This window comes from Sphingomonas sp. FG14, from assembly GCF_057809675.1.
In genome coordinates this window covers 124,777-145,982 of record NZ_JBMDKK010000006.1, presented here as the reverse complement: position 1 = coordinate 145,982, position 21,206 = coordinate 124,777, and the positions used below count along the sequence as shown (strand labels likewise).

General features: G+C 67.2%; 17 protein-coding genes. 13 read left to right on the top strand and 4 right to left on the bottom strand.

Going from position 1 to position 21,206, the window contains the following annotated elements; translation table 11 throughout:
* Positions 1-28: 28 nt before the first annotated feature.
* Positions 29-1,069: a TauD/TfdA family dioxygenase gene (locus ACODTA_RS18310; protein ID WP_489067417.1), complete on the top strand. Its 1,041-nt coding sequence runs from the start codon at positions 29-31 to the stop codon at positions 1,067-1,069.
* A 12-nt stretch (positions 1,070-1,081) separates the two neighbouring features.
* On the opposite strand, the gene ACODTA_RS18305 is transcribed toward ACODTA_RS18310, so the two are convergent.
* Together ACODTA_RS18305 and ACODTA_RS18300 are read right to left on the bottom strand one after the other, a co-directional pair.
* Positions 1,082-2,329 carry an HD-GYP domain-containing protein gene (locus tag ACODTA_RS18305; protein ID WP_489067416.1) on the bottom strand — a complete coding sequence of 416 codons (1,248 nt, stop codon included), beginning with the start codon at positions 2,327-2,329 and terminating at the stop codon, positions 1,082-1,084.
* 100 nt (positions 2,330-2,429) lie between these two features.
* Entirely contained in the window at positions 2,430-4,256 is a 1,827-nt protein-coding gene (locus ACODTA_RS18300; RefSeq protein WP_489067415.1) for a DUF885 domain-containing protein, read from the bottom strand.
* 170 nt (positions 4,257-4,426) lie between these two features.
* On the opposite strand from ACODTA_RS18300, the gene ACODTA_RS18295 reads away from it, so the two are divergent.
* Positions 4,427-4,963, top strand: a complete 537-nt coding sequence (locus ACODTA_RS18295) for a GNAT family N-acetyltransferase (RefSeq protein WP_489067414.1) — start codon at positions 4,427-4,429, stop codon at positions 4,961-4,963.
* Positions 4,964-5,006: 43 nt separating this feature from the next.
* Here the strand turns inward: ACODTA_RS18295 and ACODTA_RS18290 are convergent, their stop codons facing one another.
* Both ACODTA_RS18290 and ACODTA_RS18285 read right to left on the bottom strand, forming a co-directional pair.
* Positions 5,007-5,732, bottom strand: coding sequence for a FadR/GntR family transcriptional regulator (locus ACODTA_RS18290; RefSeq protein ID WP_489067413.1), 726 nt, complete (start codon positions 5,730-5,732; stop codon positions 5,007-5,009).
* A gap of 115 nt (positions 5,733-5,847) precedes the next feature.
* Positions 5,848-7,155, bottom strand: coding sequence for an MFS transporter (locus ACODTA_RS18285; RefSeq protein ID WP_489067412.1), 1,308 nt, complete (start codon positions 7,153-7,155; stop codon positions 5,848-5,850).
* Positions 7,156-7,347: 192 nt separating this feature from the next.
* Here ACODTA_RS18285 and ACODTA_RS18280 point away from each other — a divergent pair, with 192 nt between their 5' ends.
* The 11 genes from ACODTA_RS18280 (at position 7,348) to ACODTA_RS18230 (ending at position 21,190) form a co-directional block, all read left to right on the top strand.
* Entirely contained in the window at positions 7,348-8,391 is a 1,044-nt protein-coding gene (locus ACODTA_RS18280) for an acyl-CoA dehydrogenase family protein (RefSeq protein ID WP_489067411.1), read from the top strand.
* A 1-nt stretch (position 8,392) separates the two neighbouring features.
* Positions 8,393-9,526, top strand: a complete 1,134-nt coding sequence (locus ACODTA_RS18275) for an acyl-CoA dehydrogenase family protein (protein ID WP_489067410.1) — start codon at positions 8,393-8,395, stop codon at positions 9,524-9,526.
* 16 nt (positions 9,527-9,542) lie between these two features.
* Positions 9,543-10,679, top strand: a complete 1,137-nt coding sequence (locus ACODTA_RS18270) for an acyl-CoA dehydrogenase family protein (RefSeq protein ID WP_489067409.1) — start codon at positions 9,543-9,545, stop codon at positions 10,677-10,679.
* A 2-nt stretch (positions 10,680-10,681) separates the two neighbouring features.
* Positions 10,682-11,608, top strand: a complete 927-nt coding sequence (locus ACODTA_RS18265) for an acyl-CoA dehydrogenase family protein (protein ID WP_489067408.1) — start codon at positions 10,682-10,684, stop codon at positions 11,606-11,608.
* Complete coding sequence (locus ACODTA_RS18260) at positions 11,601-12,410, top strand: enoyl-CoA hydratase/isomerase family protein (protein WP_489067407.1); 810 nt, start codon at positions 11,601-11,603, stop codon at positions 12,408-12,410. Before ACODTA_RS18265 ends, ACODTA_RS18260 begins: the two co-directional genes overlap by 8 nt.
* A 3-nt stretch (positions 12,411-12,413) precedes the next feature.
* Positions 12,414-14,516 carry an acetate--CoA ligase family protein gene (locus ACODTA_RS18255; RefSeq protein ID WP_489067406.1) on the top strand — a complete coding sequence of 701 codons (2,103 nt, stop codon included), beginning with the start codon at positions 12,414-12,416 and terminating at the stop codon, positions 14,514-14,516.
* A complete protein-coding gene (locus ACODTA_RS18250) occupies positions 14,513-15,574 on the top strand; it encodes a tartrate dehydrogenase (RefSeq protein ID WP_489067405.1) in 1,062 nt (353 codons plus the stop codon). Before ACODTA_RS18255 ends, ACODTA_RS18250 begins: the two co-directional genes overlap by 4 nt.
* A gap of 16 nt (positions 15,575-15,590) precedes the next feature.
* Positions 15,591-16,367 carry an SDR family NAD(P)-dependent oxidoreductase gene (locus tag ACODTA_RS18245; RefSeq protein ID WP_489067404.1) on the top strand — a complete coding sequence of 259 codons (777 nt, stop codon included), beginning with the start codon at positions 15,591-15,593 and terminating at the stop codon, positions 16,365-16,367.
* An 11-nt stretch (positions 16,368-16,378) separates the two neighbouring features.
* On the top strand, positions 16,379-17,416 hold the full coding sequence (locus tag ACODTA_RS18240; protein WP_489067403.1) for an alcohol dehydrogenase catalytic domain-containing protein: 1,038 nt from the start codon (positions 16,379-16,381) through the stop codon (positions 17,414-17,416).
* Positions 17,413-18,891, top strand: a complete 1,479-nt coding sequence (locus ACODTA_RS18235; RefSeq protein WP_489067402.1) for an NAD-dependent succinate-semialdehyde dehydrogenase — start codon at positions 17,413-17,415, stop codon at positions 18,889-18,891. The genes ACODTA_RS18240 and ACODTA_RS18235 overlap by 4 nt, the downstream gene beginning before the upstream one ends.
* Positions 18,892-18,988: 97 nt before the next feature.
* The gene (locus ACODTA_RS18230; protein WP_489067401.1) at positions 18,989-21,190 is read left to right on the top strand and encodes a TonB-dependent receptor; all 2,202 of its coding nucleotides are present in this window, start codon (positions 18,989-18,991) and stop codon (positions 21,188-21,190) included.
* The last annotated feature ends 16 nt before the right edge of the window (positions 21,191-21,206 follow it).

Here is a 21,206-nt window from a genome sequence, read left to right as displayed (position 1 = left end):
CGCCGGCACGGCTGGCATGGAGAGGATGATGGCGACTTCCGCGCGAACCACGCATTTCGAGCCCCGCCTGCCGGCGGACGTGACCTGCTGGCCCTATGACGAACATGGCCTGCCGCTGATGGTGGAGCCCGCCTCCGCCGCGCTGCGGAGCGATCCGCGCGCGGTGCAGGCCTGGTATGCGGAGCATCGCGCGGCGATCGAGATGCTGGCGAACGAGCATGGCTGCGTGATGCTGCGCGGCTTCGCCATTCCCACCACCGCCGATTTCAACGCGCTCGTCGCCGATTACCAGACCGATCCGCACGGCTATGCCGGCGGGCTCACTCCGCGCAAGAACATCTCGGGCAAGGTGTTCGAGGCGTCGCGCGTGCCCGCCGACCAGAAGATCATCCTGCATCAGGAAATGGGCTATCTGCCGGCCTATCCGCGCATGGTTGCCTTTTACTGCCTGGTTCCCCCGGAAACGCGCGGCGCCACGACATTGGGCGACATGCGCCGCTTCCAGGCTGCGATCCCCGACGCGCTGACGGCCTCGGTGCGGGAACGTGGCGTGCTCTATCGCCGCAATTATCGCGCGCCTGGCCCGGTGGAGGATCCGCTGGTCGCGCTCTTCCGCCGTGAATGGACGGATGTGCTCCAGGTCGAGACGCGCGAGCAGGCGGAGGAGGCGTGCCGCCAGGTCGGCTGCGACGCGGTGTGGGAAGATGACGGTTCGCTCTCGATGCATTACCGTTCCAGCGGCTTCGTCGCGCATCCGACCACCGGAGAGGAAACCTGGTTCGCCCAGGTCCATGGCATGCATTTCAACCGCGCTCGGCTGGAGGCGAATTACGATCGTCTCGCCGCCGTCTTCCGCAGCGGCCGCCCGCGCCCGATCGAGATCCTTTATGGTGATGGCGGCGATATTCCCGACGCGCTGGTTGAACCGCTCTATGCCATTCTCGACGATCTGGCGGTCAACATCCCCTATCAGAGCGGCGATTTCATGCTGGTCGACAATATCTATTGCGCGCATGGGCGCGAGCCGTTCACCGGCCATCGCGACGTGCAAGTGGCTTTGGTGTTCTGAGGTGAAGCGACCCTAGCGAACGCCGCGCGCGAGTTCGGCCGCCTTTGCTTCCCAGTCGCCGAAGCCCCAGGCCAGCGGATCCTCGGCCGAGACGATCTGGTCGTCCGACCAGCTATCGGTGATGGTCACGATCTCGGGCGCGATGGCTTCGCGCTCGATCGCCGAATGGAACGCCTTCACCCTGGGACGGGAGGCGCGCTTGCCATTGTCGAGCACCATCGCCAGCCGGTTCGAGCGCAGCCGCACCAGCATGCCGGTGGGGAAGACGGAAATGCTCTGCATGAAGGCGAACAGCAGGTCCGGATCGAAATGGCCCTGCCAGCGCGCCATGTTGGCGATGGCCTCTGCCGGGGCCCATGCCTGCTTATAGGCGCGGTTGGAGGTGAGCGCGTCATAGACGTCGCAGATCGCGCCCATCCGCGCGGCCAGGCTGATTGCCTCGCCGGCCATGCCATAGGGATATCCGCTGCCGTCGATCTTCTCGTGATGATGGCGGCAGACGTCCAGCGCCTCTTCCGGCACGCCTTCGCCTTCGCGCAACAGCGCATATCCGCGCGCCGGGTGGTCGCGCACGATCGCGAACTCGTCGTCGCTCAGCGATCCGGGCTTGTTGATGATGGCTTCGGGGATCGCGACCTTGCCGATATCGTGCAGGAGCCCTGCGAAACCGAGCTGCTGGACGGTGGCTTCGTCCAGCCGCAGATGCCGCGCCAGATTCACCATCAGCGCGCAGACCGCCACCGAATGGAGATAGGTGTATTCGTCCTTCGACTTGAGCCGCGTGACCCCGATCAGCGCCTGGGAGTTGCGCCAGATCGAAGCCGAGATGTCGTTGACGATCGAGCGGACGTCGGTGGTCCGCACCGCCCTGCCCAGCCGGGCTTCGTCATAGACATATTTCATGACCTGCTTGGACCGCTTCATGACGCGCGTCGCGCGGTCCGCCTCCTCGGCATAGGAGCATTGCCGTAGCTCATCCATCCAGCCGGGTGTTTCGGGCTCCGCCTGTCGCCCGGGCCGGGCGGCCGGCGCGCGCGGGGATGATGGCGAGACATCGGGGGGCGGTTCAGGCTCCGGCCCGGCCCCTTTCGCGACATCGATGATCACGGCATCGACACTGGCGCCGCGGACGCGATCCAGCTCCGCGGCGTCGGTCAGCAGGAAGCGTGTCCGCCAGAATGGATGGCGGAACCAGGATCCTTCGAAACCCTGGATGTACATGCCCAGGCGAACCTGATCGGGCCTGACTTTCCGCAGCATTGCGATCTCCCCATGGATCGCCGGTACGCCGCGACTGTTTAAGGATTCTTCACCATGAAATACGGTATTATATCGAAGGATAGGGTGCCGCCGCTGAATCCTATTTTCGCGCGCCCGCGATATAGCGATCCACCTGCTCCTCCAGCACGTCCAGCGGCAGCGAGCCCTGGCTCAGCACCGCTTCGTGGAAGTCGCGGATGTCGAAGCGCGGCCCCAGCGCTTTTTCGGCGCGGGCGCGCAGTTCGGCGATCTTGAGCTGGCCGACCATGTAGCTGGTCGCCTGGCCCGGCCAGTTGAAATAGCGATCGACCTCGCGCGCGATATCGGTGTCCGAAATCGAGCTGTTGGATTTGAAATAGGCGATCGACTGTTCGCGCGTCCAGCGCTTGGAATGGATGCCGGTATCCAGCACCAGCCGGATCGCCCGCCACACCTGGAGCGACAACATGCCCAGCCGCGAATAGGGATCCTTATAGGCGCCCATCTCGCCCGCCAGCCGCTCCGTGTACAGGCCCCAGCCCTCGGCATAGGCGCCATAGCCGCCGAACTTGCGGAATTTGGGGATACCGGCCAGTTCCTGTTGTCTGGCGATCTGGAAATGATGGCCCGGCGCGCCTTCATGCACCGCGATCCCGGTCACCTGCACCTTTTGCGTCTGGTTCATGTCGACCAGGTTCACATAATAGATGCCGGGCCGCGTGCCGTCCGCAGAAGGCGCGTTGTAGAAGGCGGTGGGGGCTGTGCCCTCGCGCCATTTCTCCACCGCCCGCACTTCCAGCGCGGCCTTGGGCAAGGTGCGGAAATAGCGTGGCGCCGCAGCCATCATCGCCGCGATCACCGCGCGCGCGTCGCCCAGATAGGTTTCACGGCCGGCTTCGGTGTTGGGATATTTGAACTGGGGATCGGTCCGGATGTGATCGAAGAACTGTTCCAGCGTGCCCTGGAATCCGGCTTCCCGCTTGATCGCTTCCATTTCCTGCCGGATCGCGGCGACCTGCTTCAGGCCAAGTTGATGGATCTGGTCGGCGGTCAGCGCAGTGGTGGTGGAGGCTTTCAGCCGGTCCGCATAATAGGCGTCGCCATTGGGCAGGCTCCACGCGCCGAAATTGCCCTTGGACTTGGGTTCGATCTCGTCGATCGCTGCGATCAGCAGGCGATAGCCGTCGCGGAACGGGCCAGTCAGCGCGTCGCGCGCGTCGTTCAGCAGCGTTTCCTTGGCGGCGGCCGGTGCGTTCAGCGCTGCCACCTTCTTGCTGAAATCCGCCATCAGCGTCGAATCCGCCCCGCCGTCGAAGGGGGCACCGGTGATCACCTTCAGCGCGTCGGCGCGCGCCGGCGCGTAATTGACCTTGTTGGGCACGATGCCCGCCGCTGCCTGTTCGCGCATCAGCGCGGCGGTTTCGCGCATCACGCGTTCCGTGTCGCGCAAGCGGGCGACATAGGCCTGGGCGTCGGCGACGCTGTCGATCTTGTGGTTGTTGATCAGCAGCACCGGGATATCGCCCGCCGGGCTGCCATTGGTGGACACGGGAAAGGCCAGCTTGCGGAACTGGAAGGCTTCGCGGCCGCGCTTCACCTCATATTCGAACAGGCGATAGCTGACGCGCGCGCTGTCTCCCAACTGGTCGGGCCGGAACCGGGCTTGCATGTCCTTCAACTGTTTTTCGGCAAGCTCGCGTGCGCGCACCGCTGCGGCATCGGTATAATCGTCCAGCCGGTCATAGCCGGTCTTGAACCCCAGCCGGGTCTGGCTTTCGGGGCTCAATCGCATCTGATCGTCGAACGCCTGATCGAGGAACTGCAGCAGCGCCTGGTCCTGCGCGCCGGCCCGCGTGGCCGGCGTGGAGGCTGCCGGGGTGGGCGCGGGGGCGCCGGCCTGGATCAGCGGGGCAAGCGGCAGCAACAGCAACGCGAGGGCTTTACGCATGGGACTCTCCTAATCGATGGCGCGTGTGTTGCCGCGCCGTCGCGTCCCGCGCAATCACCTGTCGACATAATTCAGGTCAGTGGCGAAGATCCCGGCGCTGATCATGCTCCTGGTCCGCCACAATTGCGCTGCAATCCCGCTTGAACCTGCGCCACCGGAATGGGGAGGGGATGATCGACATGCTGTGCGCGGAAATGGCTTCGTCGCTGGTCAGATTGCTGCCGTTCGAAGACGTGCATGTGGAACCGTTGCGTGCTGCATGCGCGGAGGATCCGGATATTTGGGAAATCTATCCCATCTGCATGTTCGGTGAGCATTTTGATCCGTCGTTGCGTTTCATCCGCGCGCGTGCCAACTGGACGATGTTCGCGGTCTTCCACGCTGATGAACTCGTCGGCATGACAAGCTTTCTCGGCCTTGCGGAGGCGGGGCATATCGAGATCGGCGCGACCTACATTGCTCCAAGGATTCGTGGCGGTCCCTTCAACGCGGAGATGAAGCGATTGATGATCGACCGCGCTTTCGCCGAAGGTTTTGGCGCGATCCAGTTTCGCATAGATACACGCAATGGCCGGTCGATCAGGGCCGTCGAAAAGCTTGGCGCGAGGAAGGTGGGGATTGTCGAGTCCGACATGCGGACATGGACGGGCTTTGTGCGCGATACTGCGATCTATCGCCTGGCGCGGAACGATTGGAACCGGTACTGATGGAGCTGGCAGCTACGTCGTTTATGATGCCGCGTGCTGGTCCCTAATACAGAGCCAGCTTCGATCCTTCGCCCAACTGCCCCAAGATGATCTTGCGCGCGCCTTGCATATGGTAGCGCCACAACGTCTCGGCAGCCGGCCCGTCCCTGCTTTCGATCAGGTCGGCCAGGCGCTGGTGGTTGAGCAGGGTTTCGCGGTTGAGCTGCGCCTGATCGGGCCGCGCACTCGCGATGAACTGGTTGAGGTGCTTCAGATAGAGTTCGTCGAGCATGCCGGCGACCAGGATCAGCACCGAATTGCCGCTGCGCCCGATCATCAGCCGGTGGAATTCGGCGGCGGCGGCGGCGAAGGCGCGGACATCGTCGAGTGCCGCGCGTTCCAGCTCGATATGTTCGCGGATCGCCACCAGGTCGTCTTCGGTCCGGATCTGGGCGAGTTGGTGGATCAGCGGCGGTTCGATGATCACGCGCGCATCGAACATGTCCTTCAGCGTCGCGCCGCGGATCTGCAGCAGCAGCCCCATCGAATGCGCCGCGGTGTCCTCGCGCGGCAGGCGGATGCGCGCGCCGCCATGCGCGCCGCGCCGCACCTCGATCAGCCCTTCATTCTCCAGGATGCGCAGCGCCTCGCGCAACGATGCGCGCGACACGCCGAACTCGACGATCAGGTCGGCCTCCGGCGGCAGCGCGTCGCCTTCCATCAATTCGCCCATCGCGATCCGCTGGCGCAGCGATGCGGCGATCAGTTCGGCGGCCTTGGGCACCCGCACGGCGCGCGACGCCTGGGATGGTGGAATGCGGGTCAGGATCTGTGCTCCCTGTTCGAACGGAGAAATCGAAACGCGCCCCGCTGCGCTGCCGGATGAGACGGGAGAGGCGGTGCCATCATAGCGTATCTCCCGCGCGCGCCAAGCCGACCAGTCCGCGCCGGCACCACAGCGCCAGCGCGGTGGCGATCGGGCCGGTCAGCAGCGCGATCGCGACATAGCCGGGCTTCAGTTCGCCATCGGCCGCCCCGATCCATTCGCCGGCCAGCGGCACCAATGTCGGGCCGATGCCCAGCGCGATCAGCCCGGTCAGCAACAGGCAGAGCGCCATCAGCTCGCCGCGCATCGACGAGGGTGCGAAGGCCTGGATGGCGACCATCAGCAGCACGCCCGTGCCCATCAGCATGAACATCGCCGCGCCATAGAGGATCTGGAACGCCGGCGCGCCGGGCGCGAAGGCGCAGGCCGCGATCAGCGCCGCGCCGGCGCCCACGCCGATCGCGAGCGTCAGCGGCAGCGCGTCGGCCCGCCCGGCGCGCGCCCAGCGTTCGGCGAAGATCGGCCACAGCATCATGCCGCCCACGCCACAGACCATGGTGATCAGCCCGACTCGCACGCCCGCCGCGCCGATCGTCCAGCCATAATCGCGCACCAGCAATGTCGGCGCCCATGTGCCGGCGCCATGCACCATGGTCTGGCCGATCGATCCGGCGAAGAACAGGATGATCAGCGGCCGCCACATCGGCGCGGTCCAGGCCAGCGCGCGCGACGGCGGCGCTTCGGGCGCGACCGCCGGCCGGGCAGGTTCACGCACGGTGACCAGGAACAACAGTCCCAGCGCGACGGCGGGCAGCGAGACCAGGATGAAGGTGAATTGCCACGGCTTCATCGCACCGATCAGCGGCACCGTCACCGCGTCGACCTGGCCGATCGCGCCCACCATCAGCCCGCCCAATATATAGCCGCCCGTCGCGCCCAGCGCGCCCAGCGACATATAGAGTGATGTCGCGGCGCCGCGCCGTGACGGCGGAAACAGGTCTCCGATCATCGAGATCGCGCTGGGGCTGAGCGCCGCTTCGCCCACCGCCACGCCGATGCGCAGCAGGCACAGCATCCAGAACGAGGTCGCGAAGCCCGATGCGAAGGTGCATGCAGCCCAGATGGCGGTGCTGGCCAGGATCAGGCGGTGGCGGTTGATGCGATCCGCCATGCGCCCGATCGGCAGCCCGACCAGCGCATAGAAAAGCGCGAAGGTGAAGCCGATCAACAGGCTGATCTGCGTGTCGCTGATCGCGAATTCGGCGCGCAGCGGCTGGATCAGCAGCGCCAGGATCACGCGATCGACGAAGGCGACGATGTAGAGCATGCCCAGCAGCAGCACGGCGTACCAGGCGCCCGCCATGCTCCGTTGCGATCCGCTCTTCATCCATTTCCCTCCCCGCCGTTTCAGCTTCGGCGATTAATAGTGTAATATTTAAACCGAAGGCTGCAAGCGATACCTTCATCGCCCGCCAGCCTGCATGACGGGCAGGTTCCGCACCGCGAAAATTTCGCGTGACAGCATCATCGCTTTCCATATAGTGTAATAAATAGACCATAAGAAAGGAGAGCCGATCCGATGCGCGCAGTGCCGACGCCCGATCAGGAAATGCTGCGCGAGACCATGGCCCGCTTCGCCGCGACCCTGGCGGTCAACAGCCCCGCCGACCTGGCGAAGATCGATCGGGACGCGGCGTGGCGCGATCTTGCCGGGCTCGGCGTGCTGGGCATGCGCGCCCGCGAGGACGGCGCTCCGGCCGCATCCGCTTATGAAGTGACGCTGGCGATCGAGCCGCTCGCCGGCGCGCTCGCGCCGCTGCCGCTCACCGGTGCGTTGCTTGCTCATGAATTGCTGGCGCTTGCCGGGGGAGATGTGGCGCTGCTCGCCGATCTCGCGGAGGGGCGTCGCCGTATCGGCCTGTTGCTCGCGCCCGATCTTGCCGGCTTGGCCGATGCCGATGCGCCGGACGGTGCGGTGGTATTCGACGGCGAAGGGGCCGATATAGTGCTCGCGCTCGCCCGGGGAAATGGTGGAGCGCGGCCCGTGATCCTTGCCGTCGAGGGGGCGGCGGCGATGGAGGGGGCGGATCTCACGCGGCCGCTGGCCGCATGGCGGGCGGGCGGGCACGCCGAGCCTGTCGGTGCGCCGCTTGCCGCCGATGCGTTCGCGCGCTGGACCGCCTTCGCCGTCGCCCTTGCCTGTGCCGATCTGGTCGGCGTGTTGCGCGACGGGCTAACCCATGCGGTCGACTATGCGAAGACGCGCATCCAGTATGATGTGCCGATCGGATCTTTCCAGGCGGTCCAGCATATGTGCGCGGACATGCTGGTCCGCATCGAGGGGGCGGCGAGCGTGACGCGCTATGCCGCCTGGGCGGTCGATGCCCTGCCCGCGGCGGATGCGCTGGCGGCCGCGCATGTCGCCAAATCCTGGTGCGCGCCGGCGGGCGAGGCGGCCGGCGAGATGCTGATGCAGGTCTATGGCGGGATCGGCCAGACCTGGGAGCATGTCGCGCATCTGCGCGCGCGCCGCGTCATGCTCGATCGCCTGCTGTTCGGTGACGAGGCGCATCACCTGCACGCCATCGCCGACAATCGCGACGCCGCCCGGAAGGCCGCCTGACATGGATTATCTCGAAAATGCCGAGGAAGCCGCCTTCCGCATGGAGGTGCGCGCCTGGCTCGCCGAAAACGCGCCGAAGGACTGGCGTGCGCGCTATCCGACCGAGGACGATCTGGCGCGGCTCCATCGCGAATGGCAGCGCACGCTTTACGATGGCGGCTATGTCGGGCTGTCCTGGCCCGTCGATTATGGCGGGCGCGGGCTCAGCGCCACCTATGAGGCGATCCTGAACGACGAGCTGGGCAAGGCCGACACGCCGCGCATCTCGTTCCATAATTATCTCGGCCGCGCGATCTTCACCTATGGCACGGAGGAGCAGAAGCAGCGCTTCCTGCCGCCGATGCTGCGGGGAGAGATCCAGTGGTGCCAGGGCTTCAGTGAACCCGGCGCGGGATCGGACCTGGCGTCGCTGCGCACCTCCGCCGTGCTCGACGGCGATCATTATGTCGTCAACGGGCAGAAGATGTGGACCTCTGGCGCGCAGCATGCCGACTGGTGCATCCTGCTGGTGCGCACCGATCGCGACGCGCCCAAGCACAAGGGCATCACCTGCCTGCTCGCGCCGGTGAACCAGCCGGGCATCACCGTGCGGCCCATCCATATCTCCGACGGTTCGCCCGAGACCTGCGAGATGTTCTTCGACGATGTCCGCGTGCCCGTCACCCAGCGCATCGGCGATCCCGGCGCGGGCTGGCGGATCGCGATGACCGTGCTGGCGTTCGAGCGCGGCCCCGCCGATGTCGGCCTGATCGCGACCTTCCAGACCGCGCTCGCCAAGCTGGAGGCCTATGCCGAGGAACGCGGAATCGATCGCGATCCGCAGATACGCCAGGCGATCGCGCGCACCTATGTGATCGGCGAAGTGCTGCGGCTGAACGTCGTCGAGCAGCTTTCGCTGCGCAATGCCGGCCGCCCGCCCGGCCCCGACGGATCGGTCGCGCGGCTGTTGCTCACCCAGGCCGAGCAGGCGCTGCGCAGCCTGGAATTCCGCCTGCGCGCCGCAGACGCGGTCACCGGCCGCGCGCCCGACGTGCTCGCCAATTATCTGCGCTCGCGCACGATCAGCATCTTCGGCGGCACGTCGGAGATCCAGAAGAATATCCTCGCCGGCCAGGTCCTGGGGCTGCCGCGATGATCGGGGGAGGAATCCGATGAACTTCGACTGGTCGGCGGAGGACGCCGCCTTCCGCGCCGAACTCAAGGGCTTTCTCGATGCCGAGCTGCCTGAGGATTTCGACGCATTCACGCTCGATCCGCACGATCAGAAGGCCTTTTCCAAGGCGTTCGGCGCGAGGCTGGCGGACAAGGGCTGGCTCGTCCCGGCCTGGCCGCGCGCCTATGGCGGGCTCGATCAGTCGCCATGGCAGCAACTGATCCTCAGCGAGGAGATGGTTGCCCATGGCGAACCGCGCACCGCCCAATATATGTGCGTCAACTGGGTGGGGCCGGCGCTGATCCTGGCGGGCAGCGACGAGCAGAAGGCCTATCATCTCGATCGCATCCGGCGCGGAGACGTCACCTGGTGCCAGGGCTTTTCGGAGCCCGATGCCGGATCGGATCTCGCCTCGCTGCGCACGCGCGCGGTGCGCGACGGCGACGATTATGTGATCAATGGCGAGAAGATCTGGACCTCCTATGCCGATGTGGCGGATTTCTGCTTCCTGCTGGCGCGCACCGACAGCGATGCGCCACGCCATCAGGGCATCTCGATCTTCCTCGTCCCCACCGACGCGCCGGGACTGACGATCACCGAAATCCCGTCGATCTTTTCCGAGGGCGCGTTCAACCAGTGCGTGTTCGAGGATGTCCGCGTGCCGGCAAGCTGGCGGCTGGGGCCGGAAAACGCCGGCTGGCCGATCATCCGCCAATTGCTGGTCAACGAACGCATCGGCGTCGCGCGCTTCCGTCGCGCCGGCCAGACGCTCGAGCGGCTGGCGCGCATGGCCGTGGAACAGGACCTGATCGACGATCCGCTGGTGATTGACGCGCTGGCGAAGGCGCAGGCCGCCTGCGACGCCGCGCGCGTGCTGATCTACCGTGTCGTCGACGAAAAGGCGAAAGGCAGCGCGCCCGATCTCAACGCCTATGTCTATCGCGTCGCCACCACCCGCGCCGAGCGCGCCGTCTACGACGCGTGCATGGCGGTGGAGGGGGCGGGCGGACTGATCAAGGGCAGCTTCGGCGCGATCCAGTTCGGCCACGCGCTCGCCACCGGCATCGCCACCGGCACCACCGAAATGCAGCTCAACCTGATCGCCCGCGACGTCGTGGGCACGGCGAGGAACTGACGATGGACCTTGCGTTCGACGATACCCAGGCAGCGATCAAGGATTCATGCGCGCGCCTGTTCGCGCGACATGCCGGGCCAGCGCGCGCACGCGATCTGCGCCGTGACAATGGCTGCGACCGCGCGCTGCTCCGGGCGCTGGAAGAGGATGGCTTCGCCGATCTGTTCGGCGCGGAAGGGGCGGGGCCGCTCACCGCCGCGCTGGTCGTCGAATGGGCGGGGGAGGCCGCGGCGCTCGCGCCTGTCGGCAACCGCCTGCTCGTCGCGCCGGCATTGCTCGCGGAAGCGCCGCCGACCCTGATCGCCGTCGCCGATGCCGATCGGCTCGATGCCGTGCGTTTCGCCGCCGATGCCGATCTGCTGATCGTGATCGATGGGGACGAGGCGCAGGTGGCGGCGCGCGGCGACTTCGCGGCGGTGCCCGTCAAATCCAAGTTCGGCTATCCCTTCGCACAGGTTTCGGACTTACGCGGCACGCCGCTCGCGCCCGGATCCGGCGCGGTGGCGCGGCGCTGGCGTCAGGTCGCGATCGCGGCGGAGATCGCGGGCACGACTCGCGCCGCGCTCGATCTCACCACGCGTTACCTGCGTGAGCGCATCCAGTTCGGAAAGGCGATCGCGACCTTCCAGGCCGTCCAGCATCGTATCGCCGAACTCCATGTCTCGGTCGATTCGGCCGAATGGGCTGTGCGGGAGGCTGCGTGGCACCATGCCCGCGCCGATCTCGCCGCCGCCGCTGCGCTCACCGCGTGCGAGGCCGCGCAGCGCGCGTTCCAGGAGACCCATCAGCTCACCGGGGCGATGGGCTTCACCATCGAATATGATCTGCACCTGTGGACCATGCGGTTGCAGGCGCTGCGCCACGAGGGCGGCGGGCCGCGCGCCCATGCCCGCGATCTCGTGCGCGCCCGCTGGAAGGAGAATGGCTGAGATGGCCGCCTATTCGGATTTCACCACCGTCACTGCGCGCCGCGACGGCCATGTGCTGATCGTCTCGTTCAACCGGCCGGAGCGCCGCAACGCGATCAACGCCGCGCTCCACCATGACCTGGAAGCGATCCTCGCGCTCGCCTCGGCCGATCGAGAGGTTCGCGCGATCGTGCTGCGTGGCGAGGGCAAGGCGTTCTGCGCCGGCGGCGACGTGACGACCATGGAGGACAAGGGCGAACAAAGCCCCGCGCATATGGTGCTCTCCACGCTCGATACCGTGAAGATGCTGGAGATGATCCTGTCGGTGCCGCAGCCCATCATTTGCGCGGTGCAGGGTTTCGCCATGGGGCTGGGCGCCTCGATCGCGCTGCTGTGCGACGTGCTGGTGATGGCGGAGGACGCGGCGATCGCGGACACGCACGTCAATATCGGCCTGGTCGCGGGCGATGGCGGCGCGGTGTTGTGGCCGCTCGCCGGATCGCTGGGGGCCGCGCGCTGGTATCTGATGACCGGCGAACGCGTCAGCGGAACAGAGGCGGTGCGGCTGGGCCTGGCGCTCAAGGCGGTGCCCGCCGATGATCTCGACCAGACCGCGCTGGCGATGGCGCAGCGCCTTGCCGGCATCGCGCCGCTGGCGGTGCAGGGGACCAAGGCGACGCTCAACCGCATCGTCCGCGATCGCATCGCGCTGACGCTCGATAGCGGCCTGTTGCTCGAAGGCGCGACCTTCGTCAGCGAGGATCATCGCGAGGCGGCCTCCGCCTTCCTCGAGAAGCGCCAGCCCATGTTCAGGGGGCGCTGAGCGATGGCTGACGGACGCCCGCTCTTCACATCTTCGCTCGATCGTTTGCTCAGCCCGCGATCGATCGCGATCGTCGGCGCATCGAACCGGATGCCCGGCATCGGCGGCTTCGTGACCGCCAACGTCATCCGCGCCTTTGGCGGCGCGATCTATCCCGTCAATCCGCGCGAGGATGAAGTGCAGGGCCTGCCGGCCTTCGCCACTGTCGAGGATCTGCCCGACGGTGTCGATCTGGCGATGGTTGTGGTGCCCGCGATCGCCGTGCCGTCGGTGGTGGAGGCGCTGGCGCGGCGCGGGGTCGGTGGCGTCGTCGTCATCACCTCGGGTTTCGCCGAAGTGGGGGGGCAGGGCGTCGCACTCCAGGCGCAACTCGCCGAGATCGCGGCGCGCACGGGGGTGCGCGTCGCCGGGCCGAACTGCATCGGTTTCATGAACCTGGCCGAAGGCGCAATGGCCAATTTCGTGCTCGATCCGACCGACGAGATTCCGGCGGGCGGACCGGTCGCCCTGGTGTCGCAGAGCGGCGGTTTCGGTGGCTACATGGTCCGCAAGGCGCTCACCGCCGGGCTCGGCGTCGGCTGGTTCGTCAGCACCGGCAACGAAGTCGACGTCAATATCGCGGGCGTGCTGCGCCATCTGGTCGAGCGCGACGAGGTGAAGGTGTTGCTCGCCTTCAGCGAGACGCTGCGCGATCCGGAGGTCTTTATCGAGACCGCGCGGCGCGCGTCCCAACTCGACAAGCCGATGGTGGTGCTGAAGGCCGGCCGCTCGCAGGCCGCCGCCCGCGCGGCGCAGGCGCATACCGGATCGCTGGTCGGCTCGGCCGAGGCGTTCGACGCGGTCTGCCGCCAGCATGGCGTCTTCTCGGCGGGGTCGCTCGAGGAAATGCTCGATCTCGGCCTGATCTTCCAGGGCGGCCGGCGCGCGCGGGGCCGCCGTGTCGGCATCATCACCGGATCGGGCGGGGCGGGCGTGATGCTCACCGATGCCTGTGTGCTCGAGGGGCTTTCGGTGCCCGAACTGCCCGCCGGCGATCAGGACACCCTGCTTGCGCTGATGCCGCAGCCCTTCATGGGATCGGTGGTCAATCCGGTCGACGTCACCGCGCAGGCGCTCGCCGCGCCCGGCGCGCTCGAAGGCGTGCTGACGGGTGTGCCCGCCAGCGATGCGGTCGACATGGTTTCGCCGGTGATCATCGGCAATCCCACGCATCCGGACATGTATATCCGCGCGCATCGCTCGACCGACAAGCCGATCGCCTTTGTCTCGACCTTGCTGCCGACCAGTCTGCTCGATGCCGGAGTGCCCGCCTATACCGATCCGCGCCGCGCCGCGCGGGCGCTGGCGGCCAATGCCGAATTCTCGCTGCGCAGCCGGCGGCCGCCCGCCACGGCGCGTGCGCCCGATCCTGCACGGATCGCCGCGGCGCGCGCCATATTGGCCGGGTCCGAACCCGGCACCGCGCTGATCGAGGCGGATTCCAAGCGGTTGCTCGCGCTCTACGGCGCACCGGTCACCGAGGAGGCGCTCTGCGCCAGCGCTGACGAGGCGGTCGCCGCCGCCACGCGGATCGGCGGCCCCGTCGCGCTCAAGATCATGTCGGTCGATCTGCCGCACAAGTCCGATGTCGGCGGTGTCCGGCTGGGGCTGGCGGGCGACGAAGCGGTGCGCGCCGGCCATGCCGCCATGCTGGGCGATGTCGCGCGCAACGCGCCCGACGCGCGGATCGCGGGCGTGCTCGTCCAGCAAATGGTGCCCGCCCGGCTTGAAATCCTGTGTGGCATGACGCGCGATCCGCTGTTCGGACCGATCGTCGCGATCGGGCTGGGCGGCGTGCTGGTGGAGATCATCGGTGAGGCGGCCCTGCTGCGCGCGCCCTTCGATCGCGAAGACTTGCTCGACGCATTGGGCCGGATGCTCGGTGGACGGTTGCTCGGCGGCGGTCGTGGGCTCGACGCGGCGGAGGCTGATGCGGTTGCGCGGTTGGCGGTGGCGCTGGGCGACGCGGCGCTCGAACTGCCCGAGATCGCGGAGATCGACGTCAATCCCGTCCGCGTCGCGAATGGCGCCGCGCTGGCCGCCGACGCGCTGGTCGTGCTTGCATGAGGGTGCATCGCATCGCCGTGGTCGCGGGCGACGGCATCGGCCGGGAGGTGATGCCCGAGGGGCTGCGCGCGCTGGAAGCGGCCGGACGCCGTTTCGGTTTCGAGATCGCGGCGACCGGGTTCGACTGGTCTTGCGAGACCTATGCTGCGACCGGACGGATGATGCCGGAGGATGGCCTGGAACAGCTACGGCCTCATGACGCCATATTGCTCGGTGCGGTCGGGTTCCCGGGCGTTCCTGATCATATCTCGCTCTGGGGGCTGTTGCTGCCGATCCGCCGCGCCTTCGATCAATATGTCAATCTGCGGCCGGTGCGGCTGCTCACCGGCGTCAATTCGCCGCTGCGCGACGTCGCTCCCGGCGACATCGACATGTGGATCGTCCGCGAGAACAGCGAGGGCGAATATTCGCAGGTCGGCGGCCGGATGTTCGAAGGCACGCCCGACGAGGTGGTGACCCAGGTCGCCACCTTCACCCGGCGCGGCACCGATCGCATCATCACCTATGCCTTCGATCTGGCGCGGCGGCTGGGGCGCGGACGGGTGAGTTCGGCGACCAAGTCGAACGGGTTGTGGCATTCGATGCCTTTCTGGGATGCACGTTTCGCCGAGATCGCGGCGCGCTATCCGGAGATCGAGAGCGATCAGCACCATATCGACATCATGGCCGCGCGCATGGTGATGCAGCCGCGCCGTTTCGACGTGATCGTCGCGAGCAACCTGTTCGGCGATATCCTCTCCGATCTCGGCCCCGGCGTCACCGGCACGATCGCGCTGGCGCCATCGGCCAATATCAATCCCGAGCGCGCGCATCCATCGATGTTCGAGCCTGTCCACGGTTCCGCGCCCGATATCGCCGGGCGCAATATCGCCAATCCGGTCGGCCAGATCTGGTCGGCGGCGATGATGCTCGATCACCTTGGCGAGGGCGTGGCGGCACAGGCGATGCGCGACGCGATCGAGAGCGTGCTCGCCGATCCCGCCGAACCGCGCACGCCCGATCTGGGCGGCCGCGCGATGACGCAGGATCTCGGCCGCGCGATCGCCGACAGGATTTGAGAAGGGGAGTGGGATGATGAGCGGCAAGGCCGATTTCCTGGGTTTTCCGGCGGGCGCGACGGCGATCGTCACGGGCGCCGCGAGCGGCATCGGCCGTGCGACCGCGATCGGGCTGCTCGGGCAGGGCGTTCGCGTCATCGGGCTCGACATCAACGAAGCGGGGCTCGCCGCGCTCGACCTGGGTGACGCCTTTGCCGGCCGCGTGCTCGACAGCGGAGACCGCGCGGCGGTGGAAGCGATGCTGCCCGCGCTTCACGCCGAGTTCGGCCCGATCGCTTTCCTCGTCAACAATGCCGGGCCGCCAAGCTCGATGCCGCTTTCGATCGAGGACGGGCTGGCGAAGACGGCGGGCAGCGTCCAGATGATGACGAGCACCTGGCTCACCCTTGGCCCGCCGGAGGGCGCGTCCGTCGTCAATATCGCCTCGGTCGCGGGCACCTTGTCCGGTGGTCCGCCGCCCGCGATGCTGGCCGGGCGCGGCGATGTCGACGCCAATTCGGGCTGGTATGGCGCGGGCAAGGCGGCGATCGGCGGGTTGACGCGCTTCCAGGCGGTGATCGGGCGTGGCCGTTATCGGTCCAACGCGGTCGCGCCCGGCGTGGTGGCGACGCCGCGCATGGGCGATCTCACCGCCGGCGCCTATGGCCAGATGCTCGTCGAGCGCTCGCCGCTCGGTCGGCTGGCGGAGGCGGAGGATGTTGCCAACGCCATCATATTCCTGCTCAGCCCCGCCGCATCATACATCAACGGCGTCACGCTGCTCGTCGAGGGCGGCGGGACGCTGGTGTTCTGACGGAGGGCGGCATGAAGGCGGTGGTTCGGCGCGGTTCGCGCCTGGTGAGCGAGGAGATCCCGGCGCCGCGTCCCGGCCCCGGCCAGGTGCTGCTGCGCACGCTGGCCTGCGGCGTCTGCGGATCGGACCTGCATGCCTTTTCGCACGGCCGGGAACTGGCCGAGCTGGGCAGGCGCGTCGGCGCGAAGAATATCCTCGATCCCGATCGCGATCTCATCTTTGGGCACGAGATTTGCGGCGTCGTCGCCGAATATGGCCCGGGCACCGAAGCGGTGTTGCCCATCGGCACGCGCGTCGTCGCCTTTCCGCGCGCGAGCGGGCCCAACGGGCTGGAAACCGTCGGTCTCTCGCATCGCTTTCCCGGCGGCTATGCCGAGCAGGTCTGCGTCGATGCGACCATGCTGGTGGCCGTGCCGGACGGGCTGAGCGATGCCGAGGCCGCGATGACCGAACCCTTCGCGGTCGGCGCGCACGCGGTCGCCAAGGCCGGGCTCGGGCGCGATGGCGTGGCGCTCGTCATCGGTTGCGGTCCGGTCGGCCTCGCGGTGATCGCCGCGCTCGCGGCCGAGGAAGTCGGCACGATCGTCGCATCCGATTTCTCGCCCGCGCGCCGCGAGATGGCGATCGCGATGGGCGCGCATCGCGCGATCGATCCCGGCACCGAATCGCCTTTCGCGCAATGGCCGGCGCCGGGCGTGCCGCCGCGCGACGCGGTGATCTTCGAATGCGTCGGCGTGCCCGGCATGATCCAGCAGGCGATCGCGGGCGCCAGCGCGGGCGCGCAGATCATGGTGGTCGGCGTCTGCCTGACCGACGATGTGATCCTGCCCTATCAGGCGCTCACCAAGGAGCTGCGCATCGGCTTCAGCGCCGCTTATACGATGGAGGAGTTCCGCGAGACGCTGGCGCGCATCGCCGACGGCCGGATCGATCTGAGCCGTGTCGTCACCAATGTGATCGGCCGCTCGCAGGCGGAGGCAACCTTCGCCGAACTCTCCGGCCGCGATCACCGCCAGGTGAAGGTGGTGATCGCGCCGTGGCGCGAATGAGCCTGGCCGATCCCGTCGAGCGTGCCCGACTGGCGCTGCGAAGACCCGCCTTGCTGCGCGAGGCGGCGTTCGTGGGCGGTGAATGGGTGGGGGGCGATGCCGGGATCGCGGTCATCAATCCCGCGACGGGCCGCACGCTCGGCCATGTCCCCGATCTTGGGCGTGGCGGCGCGGAGGCGGCGATCGCCGCTGCCGCTGCGGCGCAGCCGGCATGGGCCGCACGCCCGGCGCGCGAGCGCGGCTTGCTGCTTCGCCGTTGGGCCGAACTCATCCTCGACAATCGCGATGATCTCGCCCGGCTGATGACGGCCGAGCAGGGCAAGCCGCTTGCCGAGGCGACGGGTGAGGTCGCTTATGCCGCCGCCTTTGTCGAGTGGTTCGCCGAGGAGGGCCGGCGCACCTATGGCGACGTCATCCCCGGTCATCTCGCCAATGCGCGCATCCGCGTCGAGAAACGCCCGGTCGGCGTGGTCGCGGCGATCACGCCCTGGAATTTTCCGGCGGCGATGGTGACGCGCAAGGCCGCGCCCGCGCTCGCGGCGGGTTGCGCCGTCGTCCTCAAGCCATCCGAACTGACGCCCTTCTCCGCGTTGGCGCTGGCGGCGCTGGCGGAAGAAGCGGGGTTGCCTACAGGCCTGCTCAATATCGTCACCGGCGCGCCCGCGCCGATCGGTGATGCGATGGTGGAGGATCCGCGCGTCGCCAAGTTCAGCTTCACCGGATCGACGGCGGTCGGGCGGATGCTCGGCGGCCGGGCGATGGGCAATGTGAAGCGCGTCTCGCTCGAACTCGGCGGTAATGCGCCCTTTCTGGTCTTCGACGATGCCGATCTCGACATCGCGGTCGAAGGCGCAATGCTCTCCAAGTTCCGCAATGCCGGCCAGACCTGCGTCTGCGCCAACCGTTTCTTGGTGCAGGCGGGAATCCATGACGCCTTTGCCGCGCGTCTGGCCGATCGCGCCGACGCGCTCGGTTGCGGCGACGGACTGGCGGGCACGCCCGAGCAGGGGCCGCTGATCGATGCGCGGGCGGTGGCGAAGGCGATGGCGCATGTGTGCGACGCGCTCGACGGCGGCGGACGGCTGTTGGCCGGGGGCGCCATCGTCGACGACATCTTCGTCCGCCCGACGGTGATCACCGGCGTGTCGCCCGATGCGCTGCTGTGCCGGGAGGAGACGTTCGGGCCGGTCGCCGGCATCGTCCGCTTCGAAAGCGAGGCCGAAGCCGTCGCGCTCGCCAATGCGGGATCGGCCGGGCTCGCCGCCTATCTGTTCACGCGCGATGCCGATCGCGCGATCCGTGTGCCGGAGGCGCTGCGCTACGGCATGGTCGGCATCAACACCGGGCTGATCTCAAGCGAGGTGGCGCCCTTTGGCGGATGCCGTCAATCGGGCATCGGCCGCGAGGGGTCGCGTTATGGAATCGCCGAATTCCTTGAGTTGCAGACCATCGTCCAGGCTGTCGGCAACGCTTGACTCATGGGGCGATCTTTATATAGTGTAATATTAATAATTATAGGCATCGATGTCGACGGCGCGAGCACGCACGCGGCAGATGGAGGAGGGGATTGGGATGAAGAAGAGCTTTGCGTTCACCTGCGCGGCCTGCGCCCTTGTGGCGGCCATGCCGGTTCATGCGCAGCAACCGGCGAACGGCGCCGCCGAACAGGCGGGCGAAGACAGCGCATCGCCCTATGACATCGTCGTCACCGCGCAACGCCGCGCCGAGAATGTGCAGGACGTGCCCATCTCGATCGTCGCACTGTCGGGCGAGAAGCTCGATGCGGCCGGCATCACCGATTTCAGCCGGCTGACCACGCAGGTTCCGGGCATGATTGCCGATTCCAACAGCGATCCCAAGGGCGCACGCCTCGGCCTGCGCGGCGTGACCAGTTCGCAGGAAGACGGCAAGCAATCCTCGGTCGGCGTGTTCGTCGACGGCATCTTCATGTCGCGCGTCGGCATGGCCTTCGCCGAATTCCAGGATATTGAGCGGGTGGAGGTGCTGCGCGGTCCGCAGGGCACGCTGTTCGGCATGAACACCGCGGCCGGCCTCGTCCATATCGTGACCGCCCGCCCCAACTTCAACGAGACCACGGGCTTTGTCGAAGGCGTGGTGGGCAACAAGGGGCGCTGGGACATTCGCGGCCTGATCACCGGCCCGATCTCCGAGAACTGGGCCTATAGCCTGTCGGGTTTCACCACCCATCGCAACGGGCTGGTCTATAACGATACGCTCGATCGCAAGGTGAACGACCGCGATCGTTCGGGCGTGCGCGCGAAGCTCGCCTATGAGGGCGAAAACCTCGATTTCCTGCTGATCGCCGATTACCAGAACGAGGAGTCCAACTGCTGCACCAGCGTGCCCTGGCGGATGAAGCCGGGCGCCAGCCTGCTTGGCATCCCGGCGGCGCCGCTGCTGCCGGCGGGCTATCCGTACAGCCGCATCTCCGTCTCGCCCTTCGTGCCCTACACCAAGTCGGAGACCGGCGGCATCACCGCCGAGCTGAACTGGAATTTGAGCGATGCGCTGACGCTCACGTCGCTCACCGGCTGGCGCGACTGGAATCTCGATACGCGGCTGGATCCGGGCGCGCTGCCGATTCCGCTCGTCGAGACCGTCGGCAGCCAGCGGCATCGGCAGTTCAGCCAGGAAATCCGCCTGACGTCGGACGGTGGCGGTCCGCTCAAATGGGTGGCCGGCCTGTTCTTCTTCGACCGTACGACCCGGTCGATCAGCGAGCTCCACTACAAGGTCGCGAGCCTCTATCCGGCGGGCGCGAGCGGCATCACCAACACGCGCTTCCGGATCCGCGACACGAGCTATGCCGGCTTCGGCCAGGTGACCTATGACATCACCGACAAGTTCACCCTCGCGATCGGCGGACGCTATTCATTCGAGGATCAGAAGGCCACGCAGGTCCAGGTCGCGCAGAATTATGTCGACCCGGCCTATAATCGCGCGGCTGACCGCACCGACGGCCAATTCACCTTCACCGGCAATGCCAGCTATCATTTCACGCCGGATGTGATGGCGTATGCGACGATCGCGCGCGGCTTCAAGCCGGGCGGTTTCGATCTGGGCCGGCCGGCCAGCTACACGGCGTTCGAGTTCGAGGCGGAGACCAATCTCAATACCGAGGTCGGCCTGCGCACCCAGTTGCTCGACAAGAAGCTGACCTTCAACCTGACCGCGTTCAGCACGACCTACAAGAACTTCCAGACGCTGGCGTTCGACGGGCTGCGCTTCCTCTCGCTCAACGCGCCCGAATTCGTGACGCGCGGCGTGGAGCTGGAGCTCAACGCCTTTCCGGCGCGCGGATTGGCGTGGACCAATCAGATCAGCTATGTCGATGCGCACTACACCGATTTCGTCGCGGGCGCCTGCCCGCAGGGTGTCGCGGGATCGTGCGACCTGACCGGCCGTCGCCTGCACCAGGCACCGCGCCTGACGCTCAGCAGCTCGCTCAACTATGAAAGCAATATCGGCCAGAGCGACTGGAAGGGCTTCGGTTATCTCGGCTATTCCTATCGCAGCGGCACATATTCCAACCAGGCGCTCGATCCGTATCTGTACCAGAAGGGTTACGGGCTGGTCGATCTGCGCCTGGGCGTCGAGGCTCCGGGGCAGATCCGCGTCGAAGCCTGGGTGAACAACCTGTTCGACAAGGATTATATGAGCTTCGGATTCAATTCGCCGCTGCTTTCCGGCGGTTATGGCGGCTTTGTCGGCGACGAGCGCATGTACGGGCTCAGATTGCGCAAATCCTTCTGACGAAGAGGTGGAGAGC